Annotated in this window: 17 protein-coding genes; 4 read left to right on the forward strand and 13 right to left on the reverse strand. The window is 53.3% G+C overall.

Annotation, left to right across the window (positions count from 1 at the left end; translation table 11 throughout):
- Positions 1 to 13 precede the first annotated feature (13 nt).
- From lysS to xerD, 5 genes are all read right to left on the reverse strand, one after another.
- Complete coding sequence (lysS, locus tag AAZR23_RS09925) at positions 14 to 1,531, reverse strand: lysine--tRNA ligase (RefSeq protein WP_052926857.1); 1,518 nt, start codon at positions 1,529 to 1,531, stop codon at positions 14 to 16.
- Positions 1,532 to 1,540: 9 nt separating this feature from the next.
- Positions 1,541 to 2,639 (reverse strand): peptide chain release factor 2 gene (prfB, locus tag AAZR23_RS09930; protein ID WP_096862115.1). Its coding sequence is split into 2 segments (ribosomal slippage): positions 1,541 to 2,563 and positions 2,565 to 2,639, totalling 1,098 coding nucleotides; the frame shifts between segments, so codons are not numbered across the junction.
- A 104-nt stretch (positions 2,640 to 2,743) separates the two neighbouring features.
- Entirely contained in the window at positions 2,744 to 4,477 is a 1,734-nt protein-coding gene (gene recJ, locus AAZR23_RS09935; RefSeq protein ID WP_166708316.1) for a single-stranded-DNA-specific exonuclease RecJ, read from the reverse strand.
- 22 nt (positions 4,478 to 4,499) lie between these two features.
- Complete coding sequence (gene dsbC / locus AAZR23_RS09940) at positions 4,500 to 5,192, reverse strand: bifunctional protein-disulfide isomerase/oxidoreductase DsbC (RefSeq protein WP_434692199.1); 693 nt, start codon at positions 5,190 to 5,192, stop codon at positions 4,500 to 4,502.
- 12 nt (positions 5,193 to 5,204) lie between these two features.
- Entirely contained in the window at positions 5,205 to 6,119 is a 915-nt protein-coding gene (xerD, locus tag AAZR23_RS09945) for a site-specific tyrosine recombinase XerD (protein ID WP_046894461.1), read from the reverse strand.
- A 133-nt stretch (positions 6,120 to 6,252) separates the two neighbouring features.
- Here xerD and fldB point away from each other — a divergent pair, with 133 nt between their 5' ends.
- On the forward strand, positions 6,253 to 6,771 hold the full coding sequence (fldB, locus tag AAZR23_RS09950; protein WP_107678965.1) for a flavodoxin FldB: 519 nt from the start codon (positions 6,253 to 6,255) through the stop codon (positions 6,769 to 6,771).
- On the forward strand, positions 6,768 to 7,313 hold the full coding sequence (locus tag AAZR23_RS09955; RefSeq protein ID WP_434692202.1) for a DUF6998 domain-containing protein: 546 nt from the start codon (positions 6,768 to 6,770) through the stop codon (positions 7,311 to 7,313). The genes fldB and AAZR23_RS09955 overlap by 4 nt, the downstream gene beginning before the upstream one ends.
- A gap of 21 nt (positions 7,314 to 7,334) precedes the next feature.
- On the opposite strand, the gene AAZR23_RS09960 is transcribed toward AAZR23_RS09955, so the two are convergent.
- On the reverse strand, positions 7,335 to 7,742 hold the full coding sequence (locus tag AAZR23_RS09960) for a protein YgfX (protein ID WP_046894463.1): 408 nt from the start codon (positions 7,740 to 7,742) through the stop codon (positions 7,335 to 7,337).
- Between the two features lie 148 nt (positions 7,743 to 7,890).
- Positions 7,891 to 8,178, reverse strand: a complete 288-nt coding sequence (gene sdhE / locus AAZR23_RS09965) for an FAD assembly factor SdhE (protein WP_072056892.1) — start codon at positions 8,176 to 8,178, stop codon at positions 7,891 to 7,893.
- A gap of 277 nt (positions 8,179 to 8,455) precedes the next feature.
- On the opposite strand from sdhE, the gene ygfZ reads away from it, so the two are divergent.
- Together ygfZ and AAZR23_RS09975 are read left to right on the forward strand one after the other, a co-directional pair.
- Complete coding sequence (gene ygfZ, locus AAZR23_RS09970) at positions 8,456 to 9,439, forward strand: tRNA-modifying protein YgfZ (protein WP_434692206.1); 984 nt, start codon at positions 8,456 to 8,458, stop codon at positions 9,437 to 9,439.
- 78 nt (positions 9,440 to 9,517) lie between these two features.
- The gene (locus tag AAZR23_RS09975; RefSeq protein WP_112549938.1) at positions 9,518 to 10,123 is read left to right on the forward strand and encodes an HD domain-containing protein; all 606 of its coding nucleotides are present in this window, start codon (positions 9,518 to 9,520) and stop codon (positions 10,121 to 10,123) included.
- 60 nt (positions 10,124 to 10,183) lie between these two features.
- Here the strand turns inward: AAZR23_RS09975 and gcvP are convergent, their stop codons facing one another.
- From gcvP to pepP, 6 genes are all read right to left on the reverse strand, one after another.
- The gene (gene gcvP, locus AAZR23_RS09980; protein WP_434692208.1) at positions 10,184 to 13,060 is read right to left on the reverse strand and encodes an aminomethyl-transferring glycine dehydrogenase; all 2,877 of its coding nucleotides are present in this window, start codon (positions 13,058 to 13,060) and stop codon (positions 10,184 to 10,186) included.
- A gap of 85 nt (positions 13,061 to 13,145) precedes the next feature.
- Positions 13,146 to 13,541, reverse strand: a complete 396-nt coding sequence (gcvH, locus tag AAZR23_RS09985) for a glycine cleavage system protein GcvH (RefSeq protein ID WP_004238339.1) — start codon at positions 13,539 to 13,541, stop codon at positions 13,146 to 13,148.
- Between the two features lie 55 nt (positions 13,542 to 13,596).
- Positions 13,597 to 14,691 (reverse strand): glycine cleavage system aminomethyltransferase GcvT, encoded by a 1,095-nt coding sequence (gene gcvT / locus AAZR23_RS09990; RefSeq protein ID WP_054425106.1) that lies wholly within the window; start codon positions 14,689 to 14,691, stop codon positions 13,597 to 13,599.
- A 305-nt stretch (positions 14,692 to 14,996) separates the two neighbouring features.
- Positions 14,997 to 16,232, reverse strand: a complete 1,236-nt coding sequence (gene ubiI, locus AAZR23_RS09995; protein WP_434692212.1) for an FAD-dependent 2-octaprenylphenol hydroxylase — start codon at positions 16,230 to 16,232, stop codon at positions 14,997 to 14,999.
- A gap of 3 nt (positions 16,233 to 16,235) precedes the next feature.
- Positions 16,236 to 17,438, reverse strand: coding sequence for a 2-octaprenyl-6-methoxyphenyl hydroxylase (ubiH, locus tag AAZR23_RS10000; protein WP_434692215.1), 1,203 nt, complete (start codon positions 17,436 to 17,438; stop codon positions 16,236 to 16,238).
- A gap of 3 nt (positions 17,439 to 17,441) precedes the next feature.
- Complete coding sequence (gene pepP / locus AAZR23_RS10005) at positions 17,442 to 18,761, reverse strand: Xaa-Pro aminopeptidase (protein WP_166708325.1); 1,320 nt, start codon at positions 18,759 to 18,761, stop codon at positions 17,442 to 17,444.
- Positions 18,762 to 18,771 lie beyond the last annotated feature (10 nt).

Genomic DNA, 18,771 nt, shown 5'->3' on the forward strand with positions numbered 1-18,771 from the left:
TTTACTGCAATGATTATTTGCCCGGACGCATCGCAGGGAACAGGATAACGTCACGGATAGTGTGGCTGTCAGTAAACAGCATAACCATACGGTCGATCCCGATACCCAGACCCGCTGTCGGCGGCAGACCGTGCTCCAGCGCGACAACATAGTCTTCGTCATAGAACATCGCTTCATCATCACCGGCATCCTTCTGACGAACCTGCTCGGCAAAACGTTCTGCCTGATCTTCCGCATCGTTCAGCTCGGAGAAACCGTTACCGATTTCACGGCCGCCGATAAAGAACTCAAAGCGGTCAGTGATAAACGGATTGTCGTCATTACGGCGTGCCAGCGGAGAGACTTCTGCCGGATATTCAATGATGAATGTCGGCTGGATCAGGTGGCTTTCTGCCACTTCCTCGAAGATTTCACACTGTACGCGGCCCAGACCCCATGATTTTTCAATTTTGATATTCAGGGATTTCGCGATAGCAACCGCTTTATCCATATCATCCAGATCCGCCATGTTGGTTTCCGGACGATATTTGCAGATAGCTTCTTTCATGGTGAGTTTGGCAAACGGTTTGCCGAAATCGAACTCCTGGTCACCGTATTTCACGACCGGGTTACCCAGCACATCCTGCGCGATGGTGCGGAACAGCTCTTCGGTCAGCACAATCAGGTCTTTATAATCGGCATACGCCATATAAAGTTCCATCATGGTGAATTCAGGATTGTGACGCGGAGAAACCCCTTCGTTACGGAAGTTACGGTTGATTTCAAACACACGCTCAAAACCACCGACCACCAGACGCTTCAGATACAGTTCCGGTGCAATACGCAGATACATATCGATATCCAGCGCATTGTGATGAGTGACAAACGGACGCGCACTTGCCCCGCCCGGGATCACCTGCATCATCGGGGTTTCCACTTCCATAAATCCTTTGTTCACCATGAACTTGCGGATTTCAGCCAGGATACGTGAACGCATCGCGAAGGTGTTACGGGATTCATCGTTGGCGATAAGATCCAGATAACGCTGGCGGTAGCGGGTTTCCTGGTCACTCAGACCGTGGAATTTATCCGGTAACGGACGCAGTGCTTTGGTCAGCAGACGGACTTCAGTACAGTGGACAGTCAGCTCACCGGTTTTGGTTTTAAATAACTTACCGCGTGCCGCGAGGATATCGCCCAGATCCCATTTTTTAAAGGATTCGTTGTACACGCCTTCAGCCAGATCATCACGGGAAACGTAAATCTGAATACGGCCCGCAGTGTCCTGTAAGGTGGCGAAAGAGGCTTTACCCATGATACGGCGGGTCATCATACGGCCGGCAATCGCCACTTCGATATTCAGGGCTTCCAGCTCTTCCGCGCTTTTTTCGCCATACTTCTCATGCAGCTCACCGGATACCGCATCACGGCGGAAATCATTCGGGAATGCAACGGCTTCTTTCTCACGCAGTTGTGCCAGTTTTTCACGGCGCGTTTTTAATTCGTTATTTAAATCAGGTGCCTGCTCAGCACTGTGTTGATCTTGTGACATTTTTAATCCTTATAAACCCGCTTTTAAGCTGGCCTCAATAAATTTATCCAGATCACCGTCTAATACTGCCTGAGTATTACGGGTTTCCACACCGGTACGGAGATCTTTAATCCGGGAATCATCAAGTACATAAGAACGGATCTGACTGCCCCAGCCGATGTCGGATTTGTTATCTTCCATTTCTTGTTTATCGGCGTTTTTCTTCTGCATTTCATATTCATAAAGTTTTGCTTTCATCTGACGGAAAGCCTGGTCTTTATTCTTATGCTGCGAGCGGTCATTCTGACACTGAGTGACGATCCCGGTCGGAATATGGGTAAGACGCACCGCAGATTCCGTTTTGTTGACGTGCTGACCACCGGCACCGGAGGCGCGGTAAACGTCAATACGGATATCCGCCGGATTGATTTCGATATCAATGTCATCATCCACTTCCGGATAAATAAACGCGGAACTGAACGAGGTATGGCGGCGGCCGCCTGAGTCAAACGGGCTCTTGCGCACCAGACGGTGAACACCGGTTTCTGTGCGCAGCCAGCCGTAGGCGTATTCGCCCATGATCTTAACCGTTGCCGATTTCAGACCGGCCACATCACCGTCGGATTCTTCAATAATTTCGGTTTTAAAGCCGCGGCTTTCTGCCCAGCGCAGATACATACGCAGCAGCATGCTTGCCCAGTCCTGAGCTTCTGTACCGCCGGAACCGGCCTGGAGGTCGAGGTAGCAGTCAGCGCTGTCATATTCACCGGAGAACATCCGGCGGAATTCCAGCTGGCCGAGTTTATCCTCCAGCCCTTTCAGCTCTTCAACAGCTTCATTAAAGGTTTCTTCGTCATCCGCTTCGACAGCGAGTTCCAGAAGACCACTGACATCCTCAAGCCCCTGGTCAAGGTCATCAATGGTTTCCACGATGGCTTCCAGAGAGGCGCGTTCCTTACCGAGTGCCTGGGCACGTTCAGGTTCATTCCAGACGTCAGGCTGTTCCAGCTCGGCGTTAACTTCTTCTAAGCGCTCTTTCTTGGCATCGTAGTCAAAGATACCCCCGAAGCACCGAAGTACGTTCAGTCAAATCCTGGATCTGATTTTTTACCGGGTTAATTTCAAACATGTCTTTTATCTTTTTGTTGATTGTCAGGTAATAATGTGAGAACTGTACATTGTAACGAAAATCCGCTCATCATGACAGCACTGCAACCCCCTTTCGGACTAAAATTAATCCGGCCAGATATGTTCTATCAGTAACTGCACACTGCGCTGCCCGCGGAACTCATTCACATCCAGTTTGTAGGCGAGACGAACCCGCTGCACACTGTTGTCCGGCCAGTAATTTACATCAACGTTAAAAGCGATACCATCAAGCAGCGGACCGCCGCCTTCCGGTTCGATCATCACTTTCAGGTGTTTTTCACCGACGATGCGCTGTTGCAGCAGACGGAATGTACCGTCAAACAACGGCTCCGGGAAACCCTGTCCCCACGGCCCGCCTTCGCGCAGAAGCCCGGCGGTTTCCAGTGTCATATCCTGCGGCGGCAGCACCCCGTCACTCCAGATGACCCCGTGCAGCAGACCGGGGTCGATCATATCATCCACCAGCGCGGCAAATTTATGCTGAAAATCAGGAAAACAGGATTCCGGCAGAGAAAGCCCGGCAGCCATTGCATGACCGCCGAATGCGGCCATCATTCCCGGATTGAGGGTATCGAGCCGTTCGAGCACGTCCCGCAGATGCAGACCGCTCACTGAGCGTCCCGAGCCTTTCAGCAGGCCGTCACCACAGGGAGCAAACGCAATTACCGGGCGGTGATAGCGCTCTTTGATACGTGAAGCAAGAATACCGACCACGCCCTGATGCCATTCCGGATGATACAGTGCAATACCCGACGGCATTTCTGTGGTGCTGTGCTCAATCTTACTGAACAGCGTCAGCGCTTCCTGCTGCATCCCCTGCTCTATCTCGCGCCGGGTCTGATTCAGGCCGTCCAGTTCATGCGCCAGCATACGCGCTTTCGCCATATCATCGGTCAGCAGCAGTTCGACGCCGACTGACATATCATCCAGCCTGCCCGCTGCATTAAGACGCGGCCCGAGAGCAAAACCCAAATCACTCGCGACCAGTGCGGATGCCTGCCGTTTGGAGATTTCCAGCAGTGCGGTGATCCCGGCACAGCAGCGTCCCGCCCGGATGCGGTTCAGTCCCTGATGCACCAGAATCCGGTTATTCTGATCAAGCGGCACTACGTCCGCCACGGTGCCGAGCGCCACCAGATCCAGCAGTTCCGCCAGATTCGGCTCGGCGATATTCTGCTGTGTAAACCAGCCGTCCGCCCGCAACGATGCCCGCAGCGCAGACATCAGGTAAAAGGTCACACCGACCCCCGCCAGGGATTTGGAGAGAAAACCACAATCCGCCAGATTCGGGTTAATAATCGCTTCCGCCGGCGGGAGGATTTCCCCCGGAAGATGGTGGTCAGTCACAATCACGCGGATTCCGGCGGCATGCGCAGCGGCGACACCGTCATGAGAGGAGATGCCGTTATCCACTGTCATAATCAGCTCCGCCCCTTTGCGGCGGGCCTGCTCTGTCACCTGAGCGCTGAGCCCGTAGCCGTCCTCAAAACGGTTGGGGACGAGAAAATCCACCTGCCGGAAACCCATCCGGTGCAGTGCGCGGACAGACAGTGCTGTACTGGTCGCGCCGTCAGCATCAAAATCGCCGACAATCACAATCCGCTGATTCTGATGAAGTGCCTCTTTCAGTAATGCGACGGCCTGATCGATACCACTGAGCTGACCGTAATTAAGCAGTCCGCGGGCACCGCGTTCCAGTTGCTCTGCGGAGGTAATCCCTCTGGCGGCATACAGACGGCATAACAGCTCAGAGCGGTCAGGGGCAAGCAGTGCGGTGTAATCCGCTGCTTCGCGGCGGCGGAGTTCTGTTTTTATCATAACAACCTGATTATACTATTAATTATTTATTTACTAATTCAGCAATTTTATCCGCAGATAAGTAACCGGCAATCAGTGTTCCGTCTTCCAGGACTATCGCCGGAGTGCCGGTGATGCCGAATTTCAGGCCGAGATTATAGTGTTTACTGATATCAATATTACAGCTGTCTATCTGCGGGATCGGCTCATTACGGAACGCACCGTCCAGCGCTTTGGTTTTAAACCCGTTACACCAGACAGACTGCATCTCCCGCCCGACCGCTGATTCCGGCCCTTTACGCGGAAACGCCAGGTAACGGACGGTAATTCCCTTATCGTTTAAGGCTTTATTTTCATTATGCAGTTTGAGGCAGTACGGACAGGTGATATCCGTAAAGACCGTAATAACATGATTTTCGCGCTGAGATTTATAAATGATCATCTCATTTTCAAGACTGTTCAGTTCCTCCAGCAGCACATTATTGGTGATATTTTTCGGGCTTTTACCGCTCATATCAAACATCGGCCCCTGCAGCAGATAACGGCCGTCATCGCTGATATAAAAAACACCCTGTGCAGTGGCAACCGATGAGACACCGGGTACCGGTGACGGACGGATCATGGTGGCGGTCATGTCCATTTTGCCCAGCGCTGCTTTGATTTCGTTTTCCCCGGCAACCGCGCCGTGACAGAACACCAGCAGAGCTGCCAGTGCGGATGATACAATTTTCAGCATACTCTTTCCTTATCAGCCGCGCGGATGGTGCTGCTGATGCAGCGAGCGTAACCGCTCCGTCGCGACATGGGTATAAATTTGCGTGGTGGATAAATCACTGTGCCCCAGCAGCATCTGCACCACCCGCAGATCCGCCCCGTGATTGAGCAGATGGGTGGCAAAGGCATGGCGCAGCACGTGCGGTGAAAGTTTTTCTGTCGCAATCCCTGCCACCACCGCATAGTGTTTGATACGGTGCCAGAATGTCTGCCGCGTCATCTGCCGCCCGAGCTTACTCGGAAACAGCACATCTGCGGCCTGTCCGTTCAGCAGCGCCGGTCTGGCCTGTGCCAGATAGACCTCCAGCCAGTAGACAGCTTCTTCCCCCATCGGCACCAGGCGCTCTTTATTGCCTTTACCGATCACGCGGATCACCCCCTGACGCAGACTGACATCCGGCAGAGACAGTGATACCAGTTCCGTCACGCGAAGACCACAGGCGTAGAGTACCTCCAGCATGGCTTTATCGCGCAGTTCGAGAGCATCGGTAACATCCGGTGCCGCCAGCAGGTCATCCACCTGGCTTTCACTTAAATCTTTCGGCAGCCGGGCGGGCAGTTTGGGTGCCGACAGCTGAATGGTCGGGTCATCCGTCCGCAGTTTTTCGCGGTAGCAATACTGGAAAAACCGGCGCAGCGAACTGAGCATCCGCGCCGAACTGGTGGCTTTGTAACCGCGATCCAGTCTGTCTGCCAGAAAAGCCTGCAAATCAAGGGTGGTCAGTGATAACCAGTCCAAATCCTGCGGTGCCAGCCAGTCCGCCAGTGCCTGCAAATCCAGGCGGTAGGATGCCAGGGTGTTTTCCGATAAATTCTGTTCCAGCCAGATAGTATCAAGAAACTGCTCTGTCAGTGCATCACTTTCGCTGTGTTGTACGGCGTCCTTCACCGCTGACCTCCCGTTTGAATTCCCGTGTCAGAATTAACTTATCTTCTGTTACAATACCGTAATCCTGTGATGAAAGCAGCGGACAGACGCAGCGTGCTTTCATTTTTTACCTGATACACAGCAGAATAAACAGATGAAAATTGGTCTTTTTTATGGTTCCAGCACCTGCTATACCGAAATGGCAGCTGAAAAAATCCGTGATATTTTAGGTGATGATCTCGTTGAACTCCATGATGTGAAAGAGACAGATCTGCAACTGATGGAAAGCTACCCGGTGCTGATCCTCGGTATTCCGACCTGGGATTTCGGTGAAATCCAGGAAGACTGGCTGGCGGTGTGGGATCAGTTGCCGCAGCTGAATTTATCGGGAAAAATTGTTGCCATGTACGGCATGGGTGACCAGGTGGATTATAGTGACTGGTTCCTGGACGCTTTGGGTTATCTGCATCAGCAGCTGCAATCATCCGGGGTGAAATTTGCCGGTTACTGGCCGGTGGACGGTTATACCTTCACCAGCCCGAAAGCCCTGACGCCGGACGGCAAACACTTTGTCGGGCTGGCACTTGATGATGTCAATCAGTATGACGAGAGCGAAGAGCGCATCGCCACATGGTGCATGCAGGTGCTTGAGGAAGTACAGGAGCTGCTGTGAATAACATATCAGAAGAAAGCGCTGATAATAAAAAACAGGAAATATCTATTGATTTAAATCAGTTAGATGATTCTTCGTTATTCCGGTTATACGGTAATTTGATTTCAGAACTAAAAAAACGACATATAATCCGGACGAAAAATATTGTCGGTGATTTAGGTGAACGTGCTGCTATTGATTATTATACAAAAACAGCTCATCTCGAAAATTTGCAGGATGCACCTGCTAATACAAAGAATATTGATGCTATCGGAGATAACGGTAACCGGTACGCCATTAAATCTCTCACAGGTAACAGAACCAGTGTCTTTTATGGGTTGCCATCTCCGGATTCAACAGTTGAAACAAATAAAATTTTTGACTATCTGCTAATCGTTAAATTTTCTGACAGTTATGAGATTAAAGCGATTTATGAACTTGACTGGAAAACCTTTCTGCAACATAAGCAATGGGCAAAATGGACATCATCATGGTTTATAACATTAAGCGAAAAAGTAAAAAACGCAGCCAACCAAGTATATTACCCCACTGATGGACTATAGTATTAACTCTTCACGCGGAAGCTAAATATCCGGGTACTGCAAAAGCAGCTGATTAAGGCTGCTCCATGCCTCGGCCGGGACACTGTCAGAGGCTATCCACAGGTATTTCTGCCGCCCGGATGTCAGTGAGCGCAGATGCAGACGGATACCAAGCCGTGTGATATACGGCGGTTTGGTGATCTCCCATTCACTTTTACGCCACAAAATCCGGTTATGGTTTTGCAGACTGGCAGGACCGGCACGTTTACTGATTTTATACTGTGTCCGTCCCCAGCCCGCTATCAGCAGCAGTGTCAGCGGCAGCCAGATAAATGACGTTTTGCCGGGCCAGGGCGCAAATAATACGCTCAGCACCAGCACACCGTAAATCAGCGTTGAAAAGACCTGAGTCTTAAATGAGACACGTAATACTGATTTCCATAAAACCACGGCCTGCCCCCTGTATCCTGACACAATGACAGCATCCGCTGTCCGGCTGAAAACCCGGTTTTCCCGGGCCCGTCAGCCGGAAAATATACGGTATTCCGCCCCGGTTTCCTATGGAATAACTGTGACCGGTTATTACGTTCCCCGGCGGTCAGTCCGGATAATACGCCGAATTCTGTGCCGCCATCCGTGCCTGATTACGTTCCTGAATCAGCCGGATAATCTGATACAGCGCCTCATCATCCGGGCGGCCTTTATTCATCAGCCAGTTAAACAGATCCGGGTCCGGGCAGGTCAGCAGCTGAATAAAATCCTGTTTCTGACCATCGGTCAGCGTGTCATATTCATGCTGAAAAAACGGCATAATCGCAATATCCAGTTCCCGCATGCCGCGACGGCAGGCCCAGTGGATGCGGGCTTTATTTTCAATATCTAACACCGGTATATCCTTTTTATTGAGAAGCGGTTTATCAGACCGGTAAACATCACTGATGATATCAGCGTAGCCTACCAAGCCCTGACAATAAAGAAAATCGTCTGCCGCACATGCCGGAGAAAAATGCGGCACAGGCGGAAAAATTCCGGTTATCCGCAGCAGCGGATTTCATTATCACTCCGCACGCAGCGCATCACACAAAGGGTCAATAATATTCTCTTGCAATGTCTGTTATCTCTTTTACCATACATTGCACAGCTCTCCGGACAGGTAAAACATCATGAACACAGAAACAACCGCATTACTCCCGCAACTGAGTGATTCTCTGCCTTTAACACGCGTTGCCCTCAGTGATCTGGCGCTGGTTACTATCACAGGGCCGGACAGTCAGAAATACCTTCAGGGTCAGGTTACCGCCGATATCGACGCCCTGGCTGATGATCAGCATGTGCTGTGTGCACATTGCGATGCCAAAGGAAAAATGTGGAGTGACCTGCGTCTGTTTCATTATAAGGACGGCTACGCCTACCTTATCAGCCGCAGTGCGCTGGATACCCAGCTTGCGGAACTGAAAAAATATGCCGTTTTCTCCAAAATTACGATTGCCGCTGATGATAGCGCTGTACTGACCGGAATTGCCGGCCACGGCGCAGCAGACGCCTTACAGCCGCACTTCAGCGCTATACCGGATGCTGACAGTCAGGTTGTCAGCAGCAATGACACCACACTGCTGTATCTGCCGCTGCCGCAGGGGCGTTTTATTCTGATCCACTCCGCAGAGCAGGCAAATGCCTTAGCTGACGCCCTGTCCCTGCCGTCCGCTGCTGATACTCAGTGGACCGCACTGGATATCGAAGCCGGTTACGCCGTTATTGATACGGCGACAGTGAATGAATTTCTGCCGCAGGCAACAAACCTGCAATCCCTGCCGCGGGGTATCTGCTTTAAGAAAGGCTGTTATACCGGGCAGGAAATGGTGGCCCGCGCCAAATTCCGCGGTGCCAACAAACGCGCTATGTTCACACTTATCGGCCACAGCCGCCATGTGCCGGTCGCCGGTGATGATGCCGAACGTCAGTTAGGTGAAAACTGGCGCCGTACCGGGACTATCCTGGCCGCTGTCCGCCTGAGTGATGAACGTGTTCTGGTGCAGATTGTGATGAATAATGATACGGAGGAAGAGGCTGTCTTCCGTATCCGTGAAGATGAAGAAAGCCGCCTGAGTCTCTTCCCGCTGCCGTACTCCTTTACTGAAGAAGCCTGATTTCCCGTCACCACCCGGCGCAGCGACTCCCTGTCTCTGCGTCCGGGGTATTCTGTATGAGTCTGTATTGAGGTTGTTATGTCATCAGCTGTTGCTGCACAGAAAGTCATTCCTTTTTCTCAGTTAATTACCTTTGTTATGGAGCTGGATAAGCTCAAAAGCGTTTACCGCAAAACCCGCCTGCTGAACAATGAACGTCAGGAAAACTCCGCTGAACACAGCTGGCATTTTGCTGTAACCGCAATGGCGTTTGCGCCGTATGTTGAGGATGCGGATATGCTGCGCATCCTGAAAATGGCACTGCTGCATGATGTGGTGGAAATTGACGCCGGTGATGTGCTGGTCTTTGATCTCGCCGCCCGTGAAGCGGTCGCAGAAAAAGAAGTCGCTGCCGCAAAACGGATTTTCGGTCTGCTGCCGCAACCGCAGGCCGGTGAGTTTCAGGCGCTGTGGGATGAGTATGATGCAGCAGAAACCCGCGAAGCCCGTATCGCCAATATGATCGACCGCGTAATGCCGGTACTGATGAATCTGCACAACAACGGTCAGAGCTGGGTGGAAAATAACATTTCACTGGAACAGGTGATTGACCGCACGAAATTTATCGCGGATGTGCATCCGGCATTCTGGGCATGGCTGCGTGCCGAACTGGATACCGCGAAGCAGAAAGGCTGGCTGCGCTGATAAAAAAGGCCGGTTGTGTTACCACAACCGGCCTTTTCTTTATCGTTTACTATTTACCGGTTACTCGTAATCACTCATCGGTGCACAGGAGCACTGAAGATGACGATCACCGTAAACATCATCCAGCCGTTTAACCGTCGGCCAGTATTTGTTATCACGGGTGGCCTGCGTCGGGAATACTGCTACTTCACGGCTGTACGGATGTGACCACTCTGCGGCCAGTTCAGTCTGGATATGCGGGGCATTCACCAGCGGGTTATCTTCCGCTGTCCATTCACCGCTGCCTACCCGCTCCATTTCCGCACGAATACCCAGCATGGCATCAATAAAGCGATCCAGTTCCGTCTGACTTTCGGATTCTGTCGGTTCCACCATCAGTGTGCCGCCGACCGGGAACGACATCGTCGGTGCATGGAAGCCATAGTCAATCAGGCGCTTGGCAATATCCATCTCGGTGATACCAAACTTCGCTTTCAGCGGACGAATATCCAGAATACATTCATGCGCCACATAGCCGTTACGGCCGGTATAAAGCACATCGTAAGCGGACTTCAGCCGTGCCGCGATATAGTTGGCATTGAGGATCGCCACCTGACTGGCCTGACGCAGCCCCTGAGCCCCCATCATGCGGATATACATCCAGCTGATCGGCAGAATAGAAGCGCTGCCGAACGGCGCCGCGGATACCGCGCCCTGAGAGGTCAGCAAATCAGAAGTGACAATGGTGTGCCCCGGTACAAACGGTGCCAGGTGTTTTTTCACACCAATCGGCCCCATACCCGGTCCGCCGCCGCCGTGCGGAATACTGAAGGTTTTATGCAGGTTAAGGTGGGAAACATCCGCACCGATAAAGCCCGGTGTGGTCACGCCGACCTGTGCGTTCATATTTGCGCCGTCCAGATACACCTGACCGCCGAATTCATGAATAATATCGCAGACTTCGCGCACACCTTCTTCATACACCCCGTGGGTGGACGGATAGGTGATCATCACACAGGACAGGTTTTCGCTGTGCTGTTCTGCTTTCGCCCGTAAATCCGCCAGGTCAATGTTACCGTCTTCATCACAGGCCACCACCACGACTTCCATCCCCGCCATATTGGCTGAGGCCGGGTTAGTGCCGTGTGCAGACTGCGGGATCAGACAGATAGTGCGATGCCCTTCACCTTTGCTTTCCTGATAGCGACGGATAGTCACCAGCCCGGCATATTCCCCCTGTGCGCCGGAGTTCGGCTGCATACACATGGCGTCATAACCGGTCAGCAGTACCAGCCAGCGGGAAAGCTGTTCTATCATCACATGATAGCCCTGCGCCTGCTCCGGCGGACAGAACGGGTGCATATTACCGAATTCCGGCCAGGTGATAGGGATCATCTCTGCGGCCGCATTCAGTTTCATGGTGCAGGAGCCGAGCGGGATCATCGCCTGATCCAGCGCCAGGTCTTTGCGGGCCAGACTGTGCAGGTAGCGCATCATATCCGTTTCACTGTGATAGCTGCGGAAGTTCGGATGCTTCAGAATTTCCCCTTCACGACGCAGCGCGGCAGGAATAGATTCAGAGGATGCGGCAACCTGTGCATCCAGTGCATCGATATCCCACTGTGCTTCCTGCCCGGTCAGTACCGCGTACAGATTCTCCAGACATTCACGCTGCGTGGTTTCACTCAGGGTCACTGCAACGGCACCCGGCAGATCGGTACGCAGGTTGATGCGCGCGGCTTTGGCGCGGGCCAGAACAGCAGCTTTATCCTGCACCTCAATGGTCAGGGTATCAAACCAGGTGGTATTGCGCAGACGCAGACCCGCATCTGTCAGGGCTTTCGCCAGGATATCCGTCAGGCGGTGAATGCGCCCGGCAATCCGTTTCAGACCTTCCGGGCCGTGGTAGACCGCATACATCCCGGCGATATTCGCCAGCAGAACCTGAGAGGTACAGATATTGGAGTTCGCTTTTTCACGGCGGATATGCTGTTCGCGGGTTTGCAGTGCCAGGCGCAGTGCGCGGTTACCGGCGGCATCAATGGATACCCCGATAAGACGTCCCGGCATGGCGCGTTTGTAAGCATCGCGGCAGGCAAAGAAAGCGGCATGCGGGCCGCCGTAACCCATCGGCACACCAAAACGCTGGGCTGAGCCGAAGACAATATCCGCGCCCTGTTTGCCCGGCGCTTCCAGCAGTACCAGTGCCATAATATCGGCTGCCACACTGGTGATCACCTGACGCTGATGTAACTGTGCCAGTAAGTCACGGTAATCATGGATCTGCCCGCCGGTGCCGGTCTGCTGCAACAGCACACCAAACACATCATCGTAATCAAGGGCTTTTTCCGCACTGTCAATGGTCAGTTCAAAACCGAAGTATTCAGCGCGGGTGCGGATCACATCCAAGGTTTGCGGATGCACATCATCCGCAATAAAAAAGCGGTTGGCATTTTTCTTTTTACTGACACGTTTTGCCATCGCCATGGCTTCCGCCGCCGCGGTCGCTTCATCCAGCAGCGAGGCGGATGCCAGTTCCAGACCGGTCAGATCGATAGTCACCTGCTGGAAATTCAGCAGCGCTTCCAGACGGCCCTGGGAGATTTCCGGCTGATACGGTGTGTACGCGGTATACCAGCCCGGATTTTCCAGCAGATTGCGTAAAATTACCGGCGGCAGAATCGTCGGTGCATAGCCCTGGCCGATATAAGAGGTAAACTGCTGATTCAGACCGGCAATGGTTTTCAGTTCTGCCAGCGCATCCTGTTCGGTTGCCCCTTCGCCGACCGCAGGCGGGATATCCAGCTGAATATCGTCAGGGACAATATGACGGGTGAGATCTTCGAGTGACGCCGCACCGACTGTTTTCAGCATATGCAGCTGCTGTTCAGGGGATGCGCCGATATGACGGCGGATAAATTCACCGCGGTTTTCAAGCTGAGTTAACGTTTGAGTCATCGTTCTCCGGTTCCTGACATTATCTGATTCAATAAAAACCCGAAAAAAAACCCTGTTTGCTTACAAACAGGGTTCCGTTAATCCGTCAGTCTTCTTCTTCAGCCTGCAGTTCTGCGTATTTGGCTGCGTCCATCAGACCGGCAAACTCATCCGGGTCCGTGATTTTAATGCGGATCATCCAGCCGCCTTCATACGGCTCGCTGTTTACCAGTTCCGGGCTGTCTTCCAGCGCCTCATTCACGGCGATAACGGTGCCGGTGACCGGCGCATACAGATCTGATGCCGCTTTTACCGACTCAACAGTACCGAATGCTTCACCAAATGTGATTTCATCACCGACTTCCGGTAATTCAACAAATACCACATCGCCCAGCAGTTCCTGCGCGTAATCGGTGATCCCTGCCACATACTCATCACCACTCTCATGGCGAACCCACTCGTGATCTTCTGTGTATTTCAGATTCTCAGGTATATTACTCATCGCCAACGGCTCCTGTTATCGGGTTTCTCAAAATTTAACAATAAAAAACGGTTAATCAGACCAGTGCTTTGCCGTTACGGACAAATCCCGGTTTCACGACCTCAACAGGCACTTCACGGTTGCGTACCTGTACAATAGCGGTATTACCGATCCCCTGCGGAACACGGGCAAGCGCGATACTGAATCCCAGTGACGGGGAGAATGTACCGCTGGTGATAACGCCGGTCTGCTGTTTGCCCAGCTCATCGGTAAAGCGGACTTCCATGCCTGCACGCAGCACGCCTTTTTCACGCATTACCAGACCGACCTGTTTTTCAGTACCTTCGCGGCGGAATTTTTCCAGCGCCTCGCGCCCGATAAAATTCCGGTCTTCCGGCTGCCAGGCAATGGTCCAGCCCATATTTGCCGCCAGCGGATTAACGGTTTCGTCCATCTCCTGGCTGTAAAGATTCATGCCTGCTTCAAGGCGTAAGGTATCCCGCGCCCCTAATCCGGCCGGTTTCACACCGGCAGCCAGCAATTTTTTCCACAGGTCCGCGGCCTGCTCTGCGGGCAGTGCGATTTCATAGCCTTCCTCGCCGGTGTAGCCGGTCGTGGCAATGAAGTAATCGCCGCTCTGCACGCCGTAAAACGGTTTCATTCCGGCAACAGCCGCCTTTTGCTCTTCACTCAGCAGTGTCGCGACTTTTTCTTTGGCATGCGGACCCTGAACCGCAATCATCGCCAAATCATCGCGGACTGTCATCTCAGCAGCAAAGTTTTTGCGATGTTCGTCAATCCACGCCAGATCTTTTTCGCGGGTGGCAGAGTTCACCACCAGCCGGTAAAAATCATCCGCAAAGTAATAGACGATAAGATCGTCAATCACACCGCCGGACGCGTTGAGCATCCCGGTGTACAGTGCTTTGCCTTTTTCGGTGAGTTTCGCCACATCATTGGCGAGAAGATAACGGAGGAACTGCTGACATTGCGGACCATGAAAGTCGACGATTGTCATATGGGAAACATCGAACATACCGGCGTCATTGCGGACATTGTGGTGCTCTTCGATCTGGGAGCCGTAGTGCAGCGGCATCATCCAGCCGTGAAAATCCACCATTTTTGCCCCGCAGGCAACGTGCTCACCGGACAGTGGTGTGTGTTGTGCCATTCTATCCCCTTTCAGTCAGACATAGTGCGCAGCGTGTACCACGCAAACGATACCCTTTTCCTGACGTTATCACCGAATCACAAACGGAACCATAAGAAAAAATTGTGACCGTGTACGCGGGCGGAAAAATATGAGCCGTCAGTATGCAGATTTTTCATCTGCCATTCTGAGCCCTGAGGCGCAAAAAAGGATTAACAGGTGATAGTTTTGAATTAAGCGGCGGGAATGCACTAAAACACCGGCCGGATCGACCAATTAAATTTTAGTGCATTATGAATAAAACTAATGTGAAAAAAGGCCTTAAATTAGATTTTTTCAGCTGATGCCGGCGTCGGTTCACGCAGCCAGTCCGGCATATCACTGAGCCCGCGGGCATGACGCAGAAGAGCCGGTTTTACGCCCGGCAGTGTATCCGCCAGCACCAGGCCGACATCACGGACCAGTTTTTTCACCGGATTGTTGCCGTCGAACAGCTCACGAAAGCCCTGCATCCCGGCCAGCATCATTGCGGCACTCTGTTTGCGGCGACGTTCAAAACGGCGCAGCCAGAAATAGTTTCCGATATCTTTGCCTTCGGCAGTCAGACGGCGGATTTCACCAATCAGCTCCGCCACATCCATAAAGCCGAGGTTCACTCCCTGTCCGGCCAGCGGATGAATGGTATGAGCCGCATCCCCCAGCAGCGCCAGACGCGGCGCGGCAAACTGGCGGGCATAGCGGCCGGTCAGCGGGATCGCCCGACGTTCACTGACAACCTCACACAGACCGAGACGCAGATCAAACGCCGCCGCCTGTTTATGGTTAAACGCGGTTTCATCCAGATCCAGGCAGTGCTGTGCGGTCAGTCCGGGCAGTGACCAGACAATCGAGCAGTGGTGAGCATCCGGCAGCGGCAGAAATGCCAGAATACCGTCACCGTGGAAAACCTGTCGCGCCACATTCTCATGCGGCAGCTCTGTGCGGATGGTAGCGACCAGCGCGTGATGCTCATAATCCCAAAACGAAACAGGGATATCCGCATGCTGGCGCAGCCAGGAATTTGCACCGTCTGCGCCTGCCACTAAGCGGGTCGTGAGCATGTCGTCATTTTCCAGGGTGATAAAGGCATCGTTTTCGCCCCACACCACCTGACGGATTTGCGTACCGGTGAGCAGCGTCACATCAGACAATGTCTGAACCCGCTCCCAGAGCGCGTTGCGGATCACATCATTCTCAATAATATGGCCGAGGTGTTCACAATGGGCTTCCGCCGCGCTGAACGCGATACGGCCGAAGCTGTTGTTATCCCACACTTCCATACCCTGGTACGGTGCCGCACGTTTTGCCTGAATGTCCTGCCAGACGCCCAGCCGCGCCAGTAAGCGCTCACTGGCGCTGTTGATGGCGGAGACCCGGACAGCAAACGGCGCCTGCGGATCAAAACGGGTATCCGGCGCCTGCTTTTCAATCACCGCAATACGCAGCCCGCAGCCGTGCAGACCACAGGCCAGAGCCAGCCCGACCATGCCGCCACCGGCAATTACCACATCATATGACTGCATTGTTTATCCTCTTTCCGTGGCGGTATTAACCGGCTGCGCTACCCAGCCGAGCGTCTGTTTTGCCAGCCGGTTACGCAGAAACGGCAGCATTTCCATTGCCATCAGGCCGGCATTCCGTCCGGCGGCCAGCGGGAAGCAACGATTGGAGAAAAGGCGCACCAGGCTGTCAGTCAGGGTCATTGTCGCCTGCCGGTCAGCTTCACGGGCTGCCTGATACTGCATCAGCACACGATACTGACCAATATCTTCCTGTGATAAAAACGCCTGACTGATAACCTCCGCCAGTGCCATCACATCACGCATTCCCAGGTTAAAACCCTGACCGGCGATAGGATGGAGTGTCTGAGAGGCATTGCCCACCAGCGCCAGGCGGTGGGAAATCTGAGAGTGCGCGGCACTCAGGGTCAGCGGATAACAGTGGCGGGCACCGGCAGTGATAATTTTGCCCAGTTGCCAGCCAAACGCTTTCTGCAATTCGCGGCAGAAAGTTTCATCATCCCATTCACGCACGGTGTCCGCATGTTCTGCACGGTGACACCAGACCAGCGAACTGCGCCCTTCTGTCATCGGCAGCATCGCCAGCGGCCCCTGCGGGGTAAAACGTTCAAACGCCCGCCCCTGCGGATCCAGTTCCGTCATGACATTGGCGATCACCGCCACCTGCTCATACGGTGTGTCATTCCACTGCATACCGCACTGCTCTGCGACTGCAGAATGACTGCCGTCCGCCGCGATCAGAACCTGTCCGTTCAGCACCGTACCGCTCTCCAGCTGAACACTGACCGAGTCCGTCATGCGGGTAATATTTTTTACGCTGTCCGGACAATACAGTGTGACATTGTCGGCTTTTGCCAGTTCGGCAAACAGCGTTTGTCCGGCATCATACAGTTCAATAACCTGTCCGAGTGCATCAATATCATAATCACCGGCGGTAATATTCACACAGCCTGTATGCCCCTGATCAGACACATGCACCCGGGTAATCGGCGCTGCATACGCTTTCAGGGCAGACCACAGCCCGATTTTCTCAAGCCGCTGACAAGTCCCGTACGCCAGGGCAATCGCCCGCGCATCAAACCCCGGATGATGGGCATCCGGTAATCTGGCTTCCGCCAGTGCGACGGGAAGCCTGCCGTGACTGAGGCGGGAAAGCGCCAGCGCCAGTGTCGCGCCGGTCATTCCGCCTCCGGTGATTATCACACTCATTAATTATTCAGCCTGTTTTGCCTGCGCCATCAGCGCTTCAATTTCATCTGCGGTTTTAACCACGGAAGCTGTCAGGTTTTCGTTGCCGTCAGCTGTGATGACAATATCGTCCTCAATACGGATACCGATGCCGCGATACGCTTCCGGCACATCCGCATCCGGCGCGATATACAGCCCCGGCTCGATAGTCAGCACCATGCCCGGTTCCAGGATGCGGTCACGTTCTGTGCCGTAATGGCCGACATCATGCACATCCAGTCCCAACCAGTGGCTGAGACTATGCATGAAAAAGGCGCGGTATGCTTTGGTTTCGATCAAATGCGGGACATCCCCGGTCAGTAAACCGAGTTTCACCAGCCCTTCCGTCATGATTTCCACCACACGATCCGTCACTTCTGCGATCGACGTACCGGGACGATAAAGTTCCAGAGAAACGTTCAGGGTTTCCAGCACCAGGTCATAGATTTCGCGCTGCTCTTTGCTGAATTTGCCGTTGACCGGGAAAGTACGGGTAATATCCCCGGCATAGCCTTCAATTTCACATCCGGCATCGATCAGCACCAAATCCCCGTCTTTCATCCGGCATTCGTTTTCGGTGTAGTGCAGGATACAGCCGTTTTCACCGCTGCCGACAATCGTGTTATAGGACGGGAAACGCGCGCCGTTACTGACAAATTCGTGTTCAATTTCGCCCTGTAACTGATATTCGTACATACCCGGACGGCATTTTTCCATCGCACGGGTGTGTGCCAGCGCACTGACTTTTCCGGCACGGCGCATGATGTCCAGCTCCGCCGGGGATTTAAACAGACGCATTTCGTGAACAACCGGCCGCCAGTCAATGATCGTGGCCGGCGCGGAAAGGTTACGGCGGCTGCCGCGGCGCAGTGTATCGAGAGCATTAAAGACGATGGTATCGGCATACGCCATTTCGCCCTGTGCGAAATAGAGGGTGTCGAGGCCGTTAAGCAACTGACAGAGCTGTTCATTAATCTCATCAAACGGCAGAGCGCGATCCACTCCCAGTTTTTCCGGTGCCGCGTCCTGGCCGAGACGGCGTCCGAACCAGATTTCTGCGGTCAGATCACGCACACGGTTAAACAATACACTGTGGTTATGAGTTTCATCACTTTTAATCAGTACCAGTACCGCCTCCGGCTCACTGAAGCCGGTCAGATAGAGAAAATCACTGTGCTGACGGTAGGGATAGTCGCTGTCCGCATTACGCTGCGCCGGAGGTGCCGCAAAGAAAACCGCCGCGCTGGCAGGTGCCATTTTTTCCAGCAATGCCTGACGGCGTGAGATAAATTCTTGTTTATTCATACCCTCTTTC

It is taken from the genome of Morganella sp. Je.2.23, assembly GCF_051129855.1.
Classification (GTDB): domain Bacteria; phylum Pseudomonadota; class Gammaproteobacteria; order Enterobacterales; family Enterobacteriaceae; genus Morganella; species Morganella sibonii.

Bases quoted from the DNA above. Each gene is read 5' to 3' on its own strand.
- lysS (WP_052926857.1), bottom strand. From the start codon at position 1,531: ATGTCACAAGATCAACACAGTGCTGAGCAGGCACCTGATTTAAATAAC.
- recJ (WP_166708316.1), bottom strand. From the start codon at position 4,477: ATGATAAAAACAGAACTCCGCCGCCGCGAAGCAGCGGATTACACCGCA.
- dsbC (WP_434692199.1), bottom strand. From the start codon at position 5,192: ATGCTGAAAATTGTATCATCCGCACTGGCAGCTCTGCTGGTGTTCTGT.
- fldB (WP_107678965.1), top strand. From the start codon at position 6,253: ATGAAAATTGGTCTTTTTTATGGTTCCAGCACCTGCTATACCGAAATG.
- ygfZ (WP_434692206.1), top strand. From the start codon at position 8,456: ATGAACACAGAAACAACCGCATTACTCCCGCAACTGAGTGATTCTCTG.
- AAZR23_RS09975 (WP_112549938.1), top strand. From the start codon at position 9,518: ATGTCATCAGCTGTTGCTGCACAGAAAGTCATTCCTTTTTCTCAGTTA.
- gcvP (WP_434692208.1), bottom strand. From the start codon at position 13,060: ATGACTCAAACGTTAACTCAGCTTGAAAACCGCGGTGAATTTATCCGC.
- gcvH (WP_004238339.1), bottom strand. From the start codon at position 13,541: ATGAGTAATATACCTGAGAATCTGAAATACACAGAAGATCACGAGTGG.
- gcvT (WP_054425106.1), bottom strand. From the start codon at position 14,691: ATGGCACAACACACACCACTGTCCGGTGAGCACGTTGCCTGCGGGGCA.
- ubiI (WP_434692212.1), bottom strand. From the start codon at position 16,232: ATGCAGTCATATGATGTGGTAATTGCCGGTGGCGGCATGGTCGGGCTG.
- ubiH (WP_434692215.1), bottom strand. From the start codon at position 17,438: ATGAGTGTGATAATCACCGGAGGCGGAATGACCGGCGCGACACTGGCG.
- pepP (WP_166708325.1), bottom strand. From the start codon at position 18,761: ATGAATAAACAAGAATTTATCTCACGCCGTCAGGCATTGCTGGAAAAA.